This window comes from Paenibacillus dendrobii, assembly GCF_009807035.1.
GTDB classification, from domain to species: domain Bacteria; phylum Bacillota; class Bacilli; order Paenibacillales; family Paenibacillaceae; genus Paenibacillus_AQ; species Paenibacillus_AQ dendrobii.
Genome location: NZ_WUBI01000004.1, coordinates 444,998 through 461,266 on the forward strand (window position 1 = coordinate 444,998; position 16,269 = coordinate 461,266).

The following is a 16,269-nucleotide window of genomic DNA, read 5'->3' on the forward strand; positions in this document are numbered from 1 at the left end:
GTATTGCTATAGGAGGGGATGCGAAAAGAGATGCATCCTTTTTTTATTAGATCAATCCCATGTTTATTCCCAAAACATCATCTCTAATTTGCGTTGTAGTGCGTGAGATGGTTTATTTTTCTTTAATATATTCGATAATGTGGAATGCTATCGGATAAACATACAAGAATGAACGGTGCACCAAAAGGAGGAATAGCCGTGTATAACAAAAAAAGCATCTTGCTGGGTGATTACACCCATCCCAAATTCCATCCATTGCAGGGTATCGATGCGCAGATCAGCCATATTCTGAATGATGTGATCTCCGTACAATGCAGTGAGAACAAAAACCTGCTGCTCCTGGAACATTTGAAGCCCTTTGATCTTTGCATCTGCTATTTTGATCTCTGGGATGAGCAGGTGTCGAGGCAGCAGACGTCGGGGCTTCTCTCTTATGTCAGTCAAGGAGGCGGCTTGCTTGTCATTCATAATGGCCTGTCTCTGGGAAACCGGCGCTTCGAGCTGGCTCAGCTGATGGGAGGGCGTTATGAGGGGAATGGTCCGATTCAGCCTCTGACTTTCAGAACGCAAGGCGAGCATTTCATCACCGAGGGAATTGAGCCGTTCGAGCTCGCGGAAGAGCCTTTCCAGATTCAGCTCAGCCCGTTCACGGAACGTAAAGTGCTCCTCGAATACAAGGAGGGGGATACATGGCATCCAGCGGCCTGGAGACATAATTACGGACTCGGCAGAGTCGTATTTTTCATGCCGGGTCATCATGAGCCGACCTTCCGACATCCGCAGATCAGGCAGCTTATTTTGCAGGCAGCCCAGTGGGCGGCGCATTTGCCTGGTTAACCTTGCCTATTTCATATTGGCCAAGAGTTCAGGTTATAATAAGGAAAATATAGCATTGGGAGGGAATATCATGAGTGATCTGTTAAAAAAAGCGATCTCGTTAGGATGGGGTCTTACCATGGTCAGTAAGGAGAAGATCGAAAAAACGGTTGATGATTTGGTCAAGCGTGGGGAACTTGCCCCGTCGGAATCCAAGGATTTGATTGAGCGCCTTGTCGAACGCGGCGAGGAAGAGAAGTCTCAATTCAAAGACTTTTTACGGGAACAAATTCAGCGTATTTTAACAGAGCTTCATGTGCCTTCCGAAAACGATGTAGCAAGCCTGGAGCAGCGCATCGCTGTCATGGAAAAACGGATCGCAGAGCTCGAAGGAGCGGATGCGAAAATGAGTCCGGAAACGGACATCGAAACGGATACGCCATAAATGGCTGTAAGGATCAGGCATACCGGACGTTACCGGGAGATCGCCATGGCGCTCATGCGTCATGGCTTTGGCTACATGGTGGAGGAACTGGGACTATTCCAGGTACTGTCCCTGCCACGGCGCTGGGTTACGCATGAAACGCCTGAAACGAAAACGCTTGGTGAACGCATCCGTATGGTGCTTGAGGATCTGGGCCCTACCTTCGTGAAGCTGGGGCAGCTTGCCAGTACGCGTTCGGATCTGCTGCCGGAGTCGATCATTCAAGAGCTCGTCAAGCTGCAGGATCAGGTGCCTCCGTTCTCCTCTGAGGCTGCGCGAAGCATCCTGGAGGAAGACCTGGACGCTCCGCTCGAGGATATGTTCTCCTGGTTCGACGATACGCCTGTCGCCGCGGCCTCCATTGGACAAGTCCATCTTGGCAGGCTGAAGTCCGGGGAAGAGGTAGCGGTTAAGGTTCAGCGTCCCGGCGCGCTGCAGACCATCACCCGGGATTTGGGCATATTACGTGATTTGACAACCCTGGCTGAGAAGCGCTGGGTGTGGGCCAAGCGTTATCAAATGGTCAGACTCGTCGAAGAATTTTCCAAATCCATGCTGGCGGAGATGGATTACAGCAGGGAAGGCCGCAATACGGAGAAGATTGCGCTTCAATTCCGGAGCGACCCACATATTTTCATTCCGGAAATCTATTGGCAATTTACCTCCTCCCGCGTCTTGACGATGGCGTATGTGGATGGGATAACGTTAAGCCAGCGCGATCAGCTGGAGAAGGCGGGCTTTGATCTGAAGCTCATTGCGAAGAAATTCGTGAACGCGATGCTGCATCAGATGTTCATTGAGGGCTTCTTTCATGCGGATCCGCATCCGGGCAACCTGCTCGTTCGGAAGGATGGCAGTTTGGCTTTTCTGGATTTCGGCATGGTCGGACGGCTCAGCGAAGACATCAAAGATCATTTATCCGAGCTGATCATTGCTCTTATGCGCAAAAACACCGACAGCATGATCCGGGCGATTCTTCACCTCGGGCTGCTGCCTGATGATCATGATATGGACGCTTTGCACAGGGATCTCAATGCACTGCGTGATGAATACTATGACATTCCCTTTGCGGAAATCGGCATAGGTAAGGCGCTGAACGATCTGTTTGGTGTTGCACAGCGGCACGCGATTGTGATGCCTCCGGATTTGACGCTGCTTGGCAAGTCACTGCTCACAATGGAAGGGGTTATCCAGAAGCTGGACCCTGCCCTGAGCATCATCGATATGGCCGAGCCATTCGGGCGAAAGCTGGTCAAGGAACGCTTCAGTGCCCGCCGCTTACGAAGCAAGCTGCTCGGCGGAGCTACCGGACTTGCTGAAGCGCTGCTGGATCTGCCTGCACAGGCAAGGCAGCTGTCCGCACTGGTCAGCAAAGGCAAACTGAAGGTGGAAATCAGCGTGCCGGAGATGGAATCTCTGATGAGAAAGCTGGACCAGATCAGCAACAGGCTGTCTTTCAGCATCGTATTGCTGGCGTTCAGCATTATTATGGTGGGGCTGATCATCGGATCATCTCTAAACCGGCAGTCCTCGATCCTTTGGCATTTTCCCGTCATCGGGATCGGATTTGTTGTTGCATTCTTGATGGTACTGTGGCTGTTGTTAGCCATTTTTAAATCAGGGAAATTTTAAAAAAAGAACTTGTTGCCTAAGGGCCGGACTTCTATGGTAAGATAATTTTTTAGATATTAGAAAGTATAAACTTTCATGGATGCACATCCTGACATTGCAGGAAGAACTTCCGCTAAAAGCGGTCTGTTAAATCACGTTGAACGGCGTTTTTCTAACATGCTAATTGCGGGATGATGTAGATCCCGGAGAGAAATAGAATTTAATGAGGTGGATGTTTTGCCAAATTTTTTAGAGCTGGGCATACAGGAGCAGTGGGTTAAGACCCTGAAGGAGAACGGGATCACCGTACCGACGCCGGTACAGACGGAGACAATCCCGCAGCTTCTGGCCGAACGGGACGTCATCGCCCGCGCACGGACAGGAACTGGCAAAACGCTTGCCTTCCTGCTGCCGATCATGCAAAAACTGGATCCGGCACGGGCCTTTCCGCAGGCCTTGATCATCGCTCCTACGCGCGAGCTGGCGCTGCAAATTACGGAAGAGGCTCGAAAGCTGGCGCGTGGCACGGAAATTCGTATTCTTGCCGTCTATGGCGGTCAAGACGTGGATAAGCAGCTGCGCAAGCTGGAGGGCGGGCGGCACCTGATTATCGGAACGCCGGGACGCTTGAACGACCACTTGCGCAGAGGGACGCTCGAGCTTGGCGGCGTGAAGACACTTGTGCTTGATGAAGCGGATCAAATGCTGCATATGGGCTTCTTGGACGAAGTGGAGACGCTGATCCAGGCTCTGCCGTATAAACGGCAAACCATGCTGTTCTCCGCGACGATGCCTGCTGAAGTAAAGCAGCTGGCTTCCTACTATACCCGCGATGCAGTTGACGTAACGATCAAGGTGGAAAACTCACCGGTGCCGCTGAAGCATATCCGTCAACTCGTGGTGGAGGTTTCGGATCGAAACAAACAGCAGGCGCTTGTATCGTTAATTGAGTCGAACAAGCCTTATCTGGCCATCATTTTCTGCCGCACAAAGCGCCGTGCATCGACGTTGAATGCTGCGCTGCTGGAATTGGGGTATGCCTCCGATGAGCTGCATGGAGATTTGTCGCAGGCTAAACGTGAACAGGTCATGAAGCGTTTCCGGGATGCGAAGCTCCAACTGCTGGTTGCTACGGATGTAGCGGCAAGAGGCCTGGACGTAGAGGGCGTTACCCATGTCTATAATTACGACATCCCGCAGGAAGTAGACAGCTACATTCACCGTATCGGCCGTACGGGCCGTGCCGGGGAGAAGGGAATGGCGATTACGTTTGCTTCCCCGCGAGATAAGGGTGAGCTGCAGCGCATTGAACAGGGCATCCAGTTTGCCATTGAGCGCAGCCATTACGAGAAGTCCGGTACAATCGTGGAGAACCGCGGTTCATCCCGCACGTCCTCTGGAGGCGCAGGAAAGAACGGCAGTCGTAAGGATAAGGAAGGCCGCGGTAAAGAGGGCCGTCCATCGCCCGGTGGTCGCCGTGGCGAAGGACGCGTATCCAATGGAAGCCGCCGGGGTGAAGGCCGTTCCGGCGAGGCGCGTTCAAGTCAAGGCCGCTCGCGCGGGGAGGGCAGAGCCCAAACCTCCTCTGCCCGTACGGGAGGCGAAGGCCGGGGCGGTTCCAATCGGGGGACATCAGGCGGACGCAGTCAGGGCCGCAGTGATCCGCAAGGGCCTGGCCGCGGTGGACGCGGCTCCTCGACTGGTCGCCGGGGCGGATCGGGCCGCAAATCGTAATGAATTGAATCTATACCGGGAGCAGCCATCCAAGGCGCTTCCGGTATTTTTGCATGGGAATGATGACTTCGGAACGCATAATTTTAGTGTCGTGACTGTAAATGATATAATGTGAGCATTTCAGAAGTTGGCAAATGAAACGCGAAAAAGGTTCATATTCATACCCATCATTCAAAACAGAAAGGTCTTGATACCATATGATAAAGCTTAGCATGTTGGATCAGTCGACCATCTCCGAGGGAAGTTCGGCGGTTGAAGCGTTAGCCCAAACCAGGAAAATGGCCCAGGAAGCCGAACGTATGGGTTATCACCGTTTCTGGGTATCGGAGCACCATTTTTCTCCCAATCTGGCGGGGTCAAGCCCGGAGGTGCTTATCTCGCATCTGGCAGCGGTCACTTCAACGCTCAGGGTCGGTTCCGGCGGGGTTATGCTTCCGCATTACAGCTCTTATAAGGTCGCGGAGAATTTTCGTGTCCTGGAAGGGTTGTATCCGGGCCGCATCGATCTAGGCCTCGGGCGTGCTCCGGGAGGCATGCCGCTTGCGACGCGGGCGCTGCAGGAAGGGAAGATGCACAACGGGGACCGTTATGCGGAGCAAATCGCTGACCTAAGCGCTTATCTGACAGATACCTTAAGCCCGGGTCATCCATTTGCGGGGTTAGTGGCCACGCCACTGATCAGAACGATTCCGCAAATGTGGATGCTCGGCTCCAGCGGCGGGAGTGCCGGTATTGCTGCGCAGCAGGGCACCGGCTTTGCATTCGCGCAGTTCATCAATGGCTCCGGCGGAGCGGACGTGATGCGCTGGTATCAGGAGAACTTCAGACCTTCCGCGGTCCTCGATAAGCCAAGGTCGCTGCTGGCTATTTTTGCGGTCTGCGGGGAAACCGAAGAAGAGGCCAATCGTTTAGCTTCCAGCATGGATCTGTCTCTGCTGCTGCTCGAGAAGGGCGGCGCTTCGCACGGAACGCCTTCGGTAGAAAGAGCCATGAACTATCCTTATTCCCCCTATGACCGCATGCGCATGCAAGAGAACCGCAAGCGAATGATCGTGGGCTCTTCCGAGCAGATCAAACGGAAGATTGAGAGTCTGTGCGAGGAATACCGAACGGATGAGGTGATGGTCTCGAGCATTATCCATCGTTTCGAAGACAAGATAAAATCGTTCCAACTGATGGCGGAAGCCTTCGGACTTTCCAATAAGGCGTGAACGAATACAGCGGAAACTTGCACTTGCATCTCCCTGGTGTATGATGGAAGAGAAAAGGCTAAATAAAACGATTTTCAAAGAAAGCGGGGTAAGGAAATGTCTGTTTATTCGTATTCAGCCGCTACGCCGGCGGGCAAGGAAGTATCTCTTGAAGATTACAAGGGGAAAGTGCTGGTCATCGCCAACACTGCCAGCCAATGCGGACTCACGCCGCAGTATGGCGATTTGCAAAAGCTTTATGACCGTTATCAGGAGCAAGGGCTGGTTATTCTCGGATTTCCGTGCAATCAGTTCGGTGCGCAGGAGCCGGGCAGCAGCGAGGAAGCCGCTTCTTTTTGCCAGCTGAATTACGGCGTAAAATTCCCGGTTTTTTCGAAAATTGATGTGAACGGGGACCATACACATCCGCTCTTTACGTATCTGAAGGAGCAACAGCCAGGAGATAGCGGAAACAGCGACATCCAGTGGAATTTCACGAAGTTTTTGGTGAACAAGAGTGGAGAGGTAGTAGCCCGCTTCGAACCGAAGGAAGCACCGGAAGTGATGACTGGAGCTATCGAGCAGCTGTTATAGCACCGCATCATGAATGATGACATAAGATGAAAACCAATAAAGAGGAGAGTCTGTCCGAAGAGCGGCAGACTCTTTTTTACAAGCGGTAATCAAAAAAGGAATACATAGGAGGTACGATCAGGTCATGAAACCAATCAGGGAAGTTGCAGGTTCGATCGGAGTGAGGGAGGAGGAGCTTGAGCTGTACGGCCGCTACAAGGCCAAGCTCAGTCCGGCTTTGTATGAGCGCGTGAAGACGCATCCGGATGGCAAACTCGTACTTGTCACCGCTATGAACCCGACGCCGGCGGGGGAAGGAAAAACGCTAACGACGATCGGACTCGCCCAGGCGCTGAATGTGATCGGGCATAGGACGGTGGCAGCTTTGCGCGAGCCTTCACTGGGACCGTGCTTTGGCATGAAAGGCGGAGCTACAGGCAGCGGGAAGGCGCAGATTATTCCTGCCGAGGATATCAACCTTCATTTCACAGGCGATCTTCACGCCATTACATCAGCGCATAACTTGCTGGCAGCCATGATCGATAACCACATTTTTCACGGTAACACGCTCCGGCTTAATCCACAGCGGATCGTATGGAAGCGGGCGATGGATATGAACGACCGCAGCCTCCGCGGCATTGTGACTGGGCTTGGGGACGGAAATGGTGCTGTTCGAGAGGGCGGTTTTCTTATCACGACAGCCTCGGAGGTCATGGCTGTGCTGTGTTTGAGCGAGAGCATCATGGACCTTAAGGAGCGTCTAGGGCGAATCATCATCGGCTACAACCAGGAGGGGGAGGCCGTGACAGCTTCGCAGCTTGAAGCCGTGGAGGCCATGACCATTCTATTGAAGGATGCGATCAAACCGAACATGGTCCAGACATTGGAGGGGACTCCGGTGATCGTGCATGGAGGGCCATTCGCCAATATTGCCCATGGTTGCAGTAGTGTGATCGGGACGCGTCTTGCGCTGAAACTCGGGAAGATCGTGGTGACGGAAGCGGGCTTCGGCGCGGATCTCGGCGCGGAGAAATTTTTGGATATCAAATGCCGTCAGGCTGGTTTGAATCCGGCAGCTGCCGTACTGGTCGTGACGGTCAAAGCGCTGAAATACAACGGCGGTGCAGCCAAAGACAAACTTCATGAGCCAGATATGAAGGCGTTGGTGGATGGGCTGGCCAATATGAAACGGCATGTGGAAAATTTGAAAAAGTTCGGTGTGCCGGCCGTCGTGGCAGTGAACCACTTTGCGGATGATTTGCAAGATGAAGTAAACCGTGTGCTCGCCGAGTGCCAGGAGATGCATGTTCCAGCGGCTGTGTCGAATGTGTGGGCGGAAGGCGGCGCCGGCGGGATCGAGCTTGCGGAAGCCCTCGTCAAGCTGCTTGGGGAGGAGGCATCAGGTTATCGTCCGCTGTATGGGCTTGATATCGATATGCGCTCCAAAATTGCAACGATCGTCCGGGAAATCTACCGGGGGGCGGACGTAGCCTATTCTCCCGCGGCTGTGCGGAGTCTGGCCGATATTGAAAAGCAGGGATACGGAAACGTTCCGGTGTGCATGGCTAAGACGCAGTATTCTTTCTCGGATCAGCCGCGCCTGCTTGGAGCGCCGGTGGGATTCACTGTTCAGGTAAGGGAGATTTCGCTGTCGGCAGGCGCAGGCTTCGCCGTTGTGCAGACCGGGAGCATCATGACGATGCCCGGCCTTCCGAAATCTCCGGCGGCCGTGCATATGAGCATGGATGAAGAGGGGCGGATTTCAGGGATGTTCTAGGGATGTTCTAAGCGCATAAAAACCAGCTGTTTCCCATTTGGAAGGAAATGGCTGGTTTTTATTGTGCTTTAAGTTATGTGGTGCATACGTTTTATTTTCCATCCTCGTCCGTATGACTGAGATTTTGGAGAGCAGCTTCCAGCGGTTCGGAGCCTTGAATCAGATCGAAAGACCGATTTCGGGTTTCATTCATGCTTAAGGCTAATACGGCCGCGGAAGCGACGTCGTCACGCGAAATCCGGCCGGAGCCTAAAGTCCGAAGCGAAGCCGTCACGCTGCCGACAGCTGGATCATTGGTCAACCCGCCCGGGCGAATGATCGTGTAGGTCATGCCGCTTTCTTCAAGCACCTTTTCCGCTTTGCGCTTGGCAATGAGAAAAGGCTTGAGGAACGGAGGCATGTCATCCGGATTCATCGTACCCATGGAGCTGATCAGCACGAACCGGGGGATTTTATCCAGTACGCACTGTTCAATCAGCCTTACCGTCCCCACATGATCGACATGCTCGGGATCGCCTTTGGCACCGGCACCGACCGCACAAACCACGATGTCCGCGCCCTTCAGGCCATCCGAAAAGGATTCAGATAAATCACCGAGATAACCTGTGGCCCCGGCTGCTTCCACATCACGTTTATGATCGTCACTACGCACGAGTCCGCGTACATCGTAGCCTGCCTTCACCAGTTCCCTGACGATCCGCCCTCCGGTCTGACCGTGGGCTCCAGCAACGAACACTGTTGTCATCGCCTAACACCTCCATGTTCTTTTTACCCATTCTAGCTTGTCCTTCAAGCATAGAAGAAGTTCGCATAAAAGACAACGAAACGCTGGTTTGAGGTTGAAGATTCGGATTTATTTGTGATTTAATTCACATATTCATTTTCCTTTCTTGGCTATAATGAAAATGAACAGGAGACCATGGATGATATCCAAATACCTGATTCGTTCAAAACTGTATAGATTAAAATTTAGATAAGGTCGATCCTTCCATACAAGCATGTAAAGGAGAGAGCGTTATGGCTTCCTACAAACCTCAGCAGATTGCTGAACTCACCGTGGAAACAGGGATCAAGAAGGCGCATAATCCGCTGCTTGCGGTATTGGTGCTTGGATTTTTGGCCGGAGCATTTATCGCACTTGGCTTTTTGCTGGATATTCGGGTTATCGCAAGCGCTCCGAAAGAATGGGGTTCCTTCGCCGGATTCATCGGGGCGGCAGTATTTCCAACGGGCCTCATTCTGGTGCTGCTGGCGGGTGGGGAATTGTTAACGGGCAATATGATGGTCGTCTCCCTGGCCCGCATGGCGAAAAAGATTACGACGCTTGAGATGTTGAAAAACTGGGGTTTGGTGCTTGTGGCCAATTTTGCCGGCGCGTTGTTCGTCGCTTACTTCTTCGGTCATGTCACCGGGCTGACGGAGAGCGGCCCTTATCTGGATAAGCTGGTGGATATGGCGGGGCATAAGCTGGATGACAGCTTCCTGCAGGCGTTCGTTTCGGGCATCGGCTGCAACTGGCTGGTCGCTCTGGCGGTATGGCTCAGTTACGGATCGGACAGTCTCGGCGGCAAAATCCTCGGGATCTGGTTTCCGACGATGGCGTTCGTCGCCATCGGCTTTCAGCACGTTGTCGCCAACATGTTTCTGATCCCGGCAGCGATTTTCGCGGGTCATTTTACATGGGGGGATTACTTCATGAACTTTATCCCCGTGCTGCTCGGCAATCTCGTTGGCGGTGTGGTATTTGTCGCAGCGGCGTACTGGGCATCTTACCTGCGGGACGTCAAGCCGGCGGCCGCGAACAAGATGGTCGATTCCAAGGCTGCCGGGCTGCGCAAGCAAGCATAGAGAAATGCGTTTGACCATGAGAAAAACCGGACGTTCCCAAAGTTGGGGACGTCCGGTTTTCTATTCGTACAGGTTTTATTTAACTAAAATAAAATTCGCCATGATAAAGTTCGGGGGAACGAAACTTTACATGGCGAATTTTTGGGAGTGGTCCATGATATGGCATAGCTGGCGGAACGAGTCGTCGTCCCAAGTGCTTTATGCTCTTATTTGAAGTTTACCCTGTACTCCCGAAAGTGAAACAACATCATTCGATTTTCTTTGCGCATTCTTCTGTCGCCGATTAAGATAATAGAAGAGCATATGATCATGGAAAGTTCAGAGGAGAGTGTAGCGGGAATGATCGAACAGAAAAATGGCGTATTCCCGGCGGTTTGCCCGCTGGATTGCCCTGATACCTGCGGCCTTCTGCTGCATAAGGAAGACGGGAAAATCACTAAAGTGACCGGTAATCCTGAGCATCCGGTGACCCAGGGAGCAATTTGTAACAAAGTCCGCAACATGACGGAGCGGATTTATCATAAAGAACGTATTTTGTATCCCTTAAAGCGCACGGGACCGAAGGGTTCTGGACAATTCTCCCGGATTACATGGGAGGAAGCGGTGCAAGAGATCGCAGGACGATACCAAGGGCTGATCGAGGAATATGGACCGGAGTCCATTCTGCCCTATAGCTTTTACGGCAATATGGGTATTCTCAGCGTCGACGGCATGGATCGCCGTTTTTTCAATGCGCTGGGCGCGAGCAAGTTAGATCAAGCGATATGCAATTCCGCCGGAAATGCCGGCTGGAAGTACACGATGGGCTTCAAGGGCGGGACATCGCCGGAGGATACGGAGTTTGCCGATCTCATCATTGTTTGGGGCGGCAATCTGATGAGCACGAACATGCACCAGGTGGTGTATGCCGAGAAGGCGCGCAAGCGCGGCGCGAAGGTCGTCGTCATCGATGTTCATAAGAACCGTACGGCCCAGTGGGCGGATTGGTTTATTCCACTATATCCGGGTACGGATACCGCGCTTGCGCTTGGCGTTATGCATATCCTGTTTCGGGACGGGTGGACGGACGAGGCGTTCATGCAGCGCTACACATTGGGTCATGAGGAGCTTCGCGAGCATGTGAAGAACTACACGCCTGACTCGGTCTCGGCCATTACGGGAGTCCCTGCGGAGGATATCGAGAAGCTGGCACGTATGTACGGGGAGGCGGCTGTTTCCTTTATTGCCATTGGCAACGGACTTCAGCATCACGACAACGGCGGCATGAATGTACGAAGCATTGCCTGCCTGCCGGCGCTGACCGGCCAGTGGCTGAAGAAGGGTGGCGGCGCGGTCAAAACCAACGGCGGATACAATGCCATGAACAGCGACTACTTGGAGCGGCCGGATTTGCGTCCGAATCCGGAAGCAAGAACCATCAACATGAACCGGATCGGCGAAGCGCTGGAAATGCAGGAGCAGCCGATCAAAGCGGTATTCGTATACTGCAGCAACCCGCTGGTCGTTGCACCGGATACTGAGCGCGTACAGGCAGGTTTTGCCCGCGAGGATCTGTTCACAGTAGTGCATGATCTTTTCATGACGGACACGGCCAAGTATGCCGATATCGTTCTGCCTGCGGCCTCATCCTTTGAGACAACGGAGCTGTTTGGCTCCTATTGGCATCATTTCGTACAGCTGCAGGAGCCTGTCATTGAGAAGATAGGCGAGGCGAAAGGGAATGTGGAGCTGTTCGCCATGCTGGGTCGCGCGATGGAATTAGATGAGCATGCCTTTTCTGAATCCGAGGAAGACATGATCGCAGGTGCGCTTGAATTTCCCGAGAACCCGTATTTAAACGGAGTGACGCTGGAGGCGCTAAAGGAGAAACGGTTCGTGAAGCTGGATATGACAGCCCAGGCGTCGTATTTGGATCGGCTGAATACGCCGTCCGGCAAAATCGAGTTATATTCTTTAGCCATGCAGGAGGCGGGATTGCCTCCGCTTCCGGAATATGTACCGCTGCAGGAAGGTTATGACGGAGTAAGCCGGCCTGGACAAGACGAGCTGTATCCGCTCATGTTCATCTCGCCGCCGAATCATAACTTTCTCAATTCCACCTTTGCCAACGTCGAGAAGCATCAGAGGCTGGAGAAGGAACCGCAGCTGCAGATTCATCCGCAGGATGCCTCAGAGCGGGGGATCAACGAAGGGGATATGGTTTGTATCTATAATCAGCGTGGACAGCTTGAACTCAAAGCCTTGGTTACCGATAAAATGCTGCCGGGGACGGTCATCAGCCAGGGATTATGGTGGGATGGCAAGGGCGGCAAGCAGCGTGCCAATGCCTTGACGGCGGACCGGCTGGCAGACATGGGCGGAGGAGCCACTTTCTTTTCGACCGTTGCCCAAGTAAAGCGTCAGTGAGAGCTATTGCCGGGACTACGATAATGATGGATACTGGTTCTTGGACATGAAAAGCGTGAAACCTCATTTCCTAAAAGCCCCTTTGGGGGCTTTTGGTGGTTTTGTGAGTTGATTTTACCTAAGCCTGAAATGGCATGTCTTTCATCGTAATTTGCTAACAGGAGAAAAACATATGAAATTTCTGCAATCCTATCCGAAGGAAGTCAAAATTTTTCTTGCAGCCAGCCTAATCAATTCCGCCGGTGGATCGCTGATGTGGCCTCTGACCACAATGTATGTCTTTGATGAATTGGGACGGAGTATGGCGGATGCGGGACTGGTCGTGATGATCCAGGCATTCGGCGGCATTATTGGGCAGCTTCTGGGCGGGGCATTATACCATCGCGTAGGAGTGAAAAGACTCATCGTCGGCTCGCTTGGTCTCAACGCACTTGGACTGTTTACGCTGCCTTTTATAAGCTCGCACTGGATGGTTTATATGGTGATGATGGGATTTATCGGACTGTGCAATGCCGTTTCCATGCCAGCCATTCAAGCCTTTGTCGGTTTCCGCTTCGCTGACCGGCGAGGCGAGCTGTTTAATGTCATTTATGTCGCCAATAATATCGGCGTGGCGCTGGGGACAGCGCTTAGCGGTTTTCTTGCCGATGTATCTTACCATTTAACTTTTGTTCTGAACGGGGTCACTTCCGCCGTGTTCGCGATGTTCTTCCTGAATTATTTGAACCGGCTGGACAAGCAGGAGGGTCCTGTGCATCTGGAGAGAAAGAGCAAGGCCGAAGCAAGGGAAAGCATCCCGTCACTGCTTGGCAATACGCGAATTTATTTGTATTTGGGCTTAGGCTCCCTGTTCCTGTGGTTTGGAAATTCGATTTGGAACACAGGGGTTTCGCCGCATATTATATCTGAAGGCATGAACAAGAGCTCCTACGGATTTTTATGGACGCTAAACGGAATATTGATCTTTGTTGCACAGCCGGTTACCACATGGATTAAACGCTGGTTTGCCAAAGCCTCATCGGCACAAATGACGGCCAGCAGCATCTTTTACCTGGCGGCTTATATCGTCATTCTGATGCTGCCCAGTTATGGGGGCATGGTGTTTGCCATGGTGCTGGCCACGTTGGGGGAAATGCTCGTTTCTCCGGCGGTCCCTGCGTTTATCTCGGATCATGCTTTCAAAGCGGCCCCTTTCTATATCGGACTGACAGGCGGGATGACGGCTGTTGGCCGCATGGTAGGTCCTTATTTCATGGGCATACTATACGACCAGGGTGGGCTTCAGCCGGTAGCGTGGCTCTCCATCGTCATTGCGATTGTAGCCGTAGCCTTTTTCGTCATTCATTCGGTACGCAACCGTGCCGCGGAACGATCTTTGGCGGAGTCGGTTAGCGGCTAGCCTGGGTGCAAACGCCGGAATCCGGCATCAGTAAGTTTCTTGAAAAAAAGAGGTGTGAACCCATGAAGCTTCATCAGCAGACTTTGACGATCAGGCTTTCCCAAATCAAAGATGCCCAGTCTCTGATGGACATCGATGCGCTGGTGTGGACCGAAAGAACAGCGCCCGAACCACTGCTCTGGCCATCCAGAGAGGATTTCCTTCAGCACTGTCCCCCGGCATCCCAGCTTGTGGCTGAGGCTGACGGGATCGTATGCGGGTACGTCGGTTTTCGCCACCCTACCGGTCTTGCGGGCAACAGGCATGTCTATGAGATCAATATCGCCGTACATCCCGCTTATCAACGTGAAGGTCTTGGCACAAGATTGATCCGCGCGGCCAAGAATTGGGCCGCGGAAGAGGGAAAGCTGAAACTGAAACTGCGAGTGCTTTCGACCAACCCAGGAGCCATAGCCTTTTACCGCAAATGCGGGTTTGTGGAGGAAGGACGCTTCATGGAGGAATACCAGGTGGAAGGCAAGTATGTGGATGAGATCTGGATGGCCTGTTTTCTGGAGGAAAGACCTAAATTTGATATTTTGGTGTGACGGACTTATTCTTAAATGAATAGAGTGAATATATGGACTTTCACGATGTGAAGGTCCTTTTTAAGATATAAGGAAATATGGCACAAGCCCAATTAGTAGAAATTTCCTGTTTGTCCCGGGATGTAAATGTGTAATATGGGGTATCTGTGTCTTTGTGATCAGGGATCATTGCAGCATTTCAAATGATAATAAAAAAACTATAATTTATATATTAAGAAAAGGGGTTGTCATTATGGATTTGCAACTTCAAGGCAAAAAGGCGCTGGTCATCGCCTCCAGCCAAGGTCTCGGCAAGGCTATTGCCGCAGAGCTCGTGAAGGAGGGAGCGGATGTCATGATCAGCAGCCGCAACGACGATAAGCTTGAGGCGGTACAGCAGGAACTGCAGCAGCTCGGCAGCGGACAGATCGAATATTATGCGGCCGACATCACGATTCCGCATGAGGTGGAAGGTCTGATCCGTTATACGGCGGAAACCTTCGGCCGTATTGATATTCTCGTCAACAATGCAGGCGGGCCTCCTTCAGGAACGTTTGAATCCTTTACCGATGAAGATTGGGAGAAGGCATTCCAATTGAATCTGCTCAGCTACGTGCGAACGATACGATGCGCATTGCCGCTGATGAAGGAAAAAGGCGGTCATATCGTCAATTTGACGTCGAGCTCGATTAAGCAGCCGATCCCCGGATTAATTCTTTCGAATACCTTCCGCACGGGAGTCGCGGGCATGAGCAAGACGTTGTCGCAAGAGCTGGCACAGTACGGCATTCTGGTGAACACGGTTGCGCCAGGACGTATTGCAACGGATCGCATCAAGAAGCTGGATGAAAGCAAGGCCAAGGCGAAAGGAATCACGGCCGAGGAGATGAAAGAGCAGTCCCAGCAGGAAATCCCGCTTGGACGCTACGGAGAGCCTGAGGAATTCGCGAAGGCGGTTGTTTTTCTGCTGTCCGGAGTTAACACTTATATTACAGGCAGCACGCTCGTCATTGATGGCGGTCTGGTCGAAGCCTTATAGATTTCATTTTAAATACTTTTTGAGCCATGCCGTGTTCTTCTGTTATGATGAGAATCATCAATACATAGGGGGAGCAGGACTCATGATGAGGGCGGAAGCAACGGAACCGGTTCGCCGGATTATTTCAGTGAACGTAGGCAAACCTATAACAGTGGATTATCAGGGAAAGCCGCTGGTTACAGGTATTCATAAACAGCCCGTAGAGGGCCCGGTATTCGTAGGATGCACGCAGATGGACGGAGACGGACAGGCCGATTTGAAAAATCATGGCGGTCCCGATAAAGCCATTTGTGTGTATCCTTTTGAACATTATGCGTATTGGGAGCAGCAGTTTGGTAAAAAGCTGGACTATGCGGCTTTCGGCGAGAATCTAACGGTTATGGGCTTTTTGGAGAATGAAGTGAACATTGGAGATGTGTATGAGATCGGGGAAGTGGTCGTACAGGTCAGCCAGCCCAGGTTTCCCTGCTTCAAAATTTCAAGCAAGCACGGCATTAAAGAATTTCCGGCCCGCGTGCTGGATACCGGATACAGCGGATTCTATCTCCGCGTATTGCAGGTGGGCAGCTTGACTGGGACTTCTCAAGTCATCAAGCGTGAATCCCATCCAATGCAGGTCAGCGTGGCATCCGTACTACGGCAGATGGCCTTGGGCCGCAGTCAAGCGGACCCGATCGAACTGAGACGAATGCTGGAGTTGGATGCATTGGCATCCAGCGTAAAGGATAATTTTCAAGCTTGGCTGAATGAAGTATAACAAATACAAAAAAAAGCGCCGCCGCTCCTTCAATGGACAGGCGGCTTCGTATGTACATATCTCTCATCG

Annotated in this window: 14 protein-coding genes; 13 read left to right on the forward strand and 1 reads right to left on the reverse strand. The window is 52.3% G+C overall.

All coding sequences use genetic code 11. The features are described 5' to 3' along the window. The first annotated feature begins 198 nt into the window (after window positions 1-198). From GRF59_RS23245 to GRF59_RS23275, 7 genes are all read left to right on the forward strand, one after another. Complete coding sequence (locus tag GRF59_RS23245) at window positions 199-837, forward strand: ThuA domain-containing protein (protein WP_160500090.1); 639 nt, start codon at window positions 199-201, stop codon at window positions 835-837. A gap of 70 nt (window positions 838-907) precedes the next feature. After that, window positions 908-1,261, forward strand: coding sequence for a phasin family protein (locus GRF59_RS23250; RefSeq protein WP_160500091.1), 354 nt, complete (start codon window positions 908-910; stop codon window positions 1,259-1,261). Next, window positions 1,262-2,932: an AarF/UbiB family protein gene (locus GRF59_RS23255; RefSeq protein ID WP_160500092.1), complete on the forward strand. Its 1,671-nt coding sequence runs from the start codon at window positions 1,262-1,264 to the stop codon at window positions 2,930-2,932. It begins immediately after the preceding gene. 216 nt (window positions 2,933-3,148) lie between these two features. Further along, window positions 3,149-4,645, forward strand: coding sequence for a DEAD/DEAH box helicase (locus tag GRF59_RS23260; protein ID WP_160500093.1), 1,497 nt, complete (start codon window positions 3,149-3,151; stop codon window positions 4,643-4,645). Window positions 4,646-4,842: 197 nt separating this feature from the next. Further along, window positions 4,843-5,856, forward strand: a complete 1,014-nt coding sequence (locus GRF59_RS23265) for an LLM class flavin-dependent oxidoreductase (RefSeq protein ID WP_160500094.1) — start codon at window positions 4,843-4,845, stop codon at window positions 5,854-5,856. A 96-nt stretch (window positions 5,857-5,952) separates the two neighbouring features. After that, window positions 5,953-6,429: a glutathione peroxidase gene (locus GRF59_RS23270; RefSeq protein ID WP_160500095.1), complete on the forward strand. Its 477-nt coding sequence runs from the start codon at window positions 5,953-5,955 to the stop codon at window positions 6,427-6,429. Between the two features lie 124 nt (window positions 6,430-6,553). Next, window positions 6,554-8,185 carry a formate--tetrahydrofolate ligase gene (locus GRF59_RS23275; RefSeq protein WP_160500096.1) on the forward strand — a complete coding sequence of 544 codons (1,632 nt, stop codon included), beginning with the start codon at window positions 6,554-6,556 and terminating at the stop codon, window positions 8,183-8,185. A gap of 91 nt (window positions 8,186-8,276) precedes the next feature. On the opposite strand, the gene GRF59_RS23280 is transcribed toward GRF59_RS23275, so the two are convergent. After that, window positions 8,277-8,930 carry an SDR family oxidoreductase gene (locus GRF59_RS23280; RefSeq protein WP_160500097.1) on the reverse strand — a complete coding sequence of 218 codons (654 nt, stop codon included), beginning with the start codon at window positions 8,928-8,930 and terminating at the stop codon, window positions 8,277-8,279. A 272-nt stretch (window positions 8,931-9,202) separates the two neighbouring features. Here GRF59_RS23280 and GRF59_RS23285 point away from each other — a divergent pair, with 272 nt between their 5' ends. The 6 genes from GRF59_RS23285 (at window position 9,203) to GRF59_RS23310 (ending at window position 16,200) form a co-directional block, all read left to right on the forward strand. Beyond that, window positions 9,203-10,033 (forward strand): formate/nitrite transporter family protein, encoded by an 831-nt coding sequence (locus GRF59_RS23285; protein ID WP_160500098.1) that lies wholly within the window; start codon window positions 9,203-9,205, stop codon window positions 10,031-10,033. Between the two features lie 339 nt (window positions 10,034-10,372). Then, window positions 10,373-12,439: a molybdopterin-containing oxidoreductase family protein gene (locus tag GRF59_RS23290; protein ID WP_160500297.1), complete on the forward strand. Its 2,067-nt coding sequence runs from the start codon at window positions 10,373-10,375 to the stop codon at window positions 12,437-12,439. Window positions 12,440-12,611: 172 nt separating this feature from the next. Beyond that, entirely contained in the window at window positions 12,612-13,838 is a 1,227-nt protein-coding gene (locus tag GRF59_RS23295; RefSeq protein WP_160500099.1) for an MFS transporter, read from the forward strand. Between the two features lie 62 nt (window positions 13,839-13,900). After that, entirely contained in the window at window positions 13,901-14,425 is a 525-nt protein-coding gene (locus GRF59_RS23300) for a GNAT family N-acetyltransferase (RefSeq protein WP_160500100.1), read from the forward strand. A 232-nt stretch (window positions 14,426-14,657) separates the two neighbouring features. Then, window positions 14,658-15,443, forward strand: a complete 786-nt coding sequence (locus GRF59_RS23305; protein WP_160500101.1) for an SDR family oxidoreductase — start codon at window positions 14,658-14,660, stop codon at window positions 15,441-15,443. Window positions 15,444-15,525: 82 nt separating this feature from the next. Then, on the forward strand, window positions 15,526-16,200 hold the full coding sequence (locus GRF59_RS23310) for an MOSC domain-containing protein (protein WP_237391993.1): 675 nt from the start codon (window positions 15,526-15,528) through the stop codon (window positions 16,198-16,200). Window positions 16,201-16,269 lie beyond the last annotated feature (69 nt).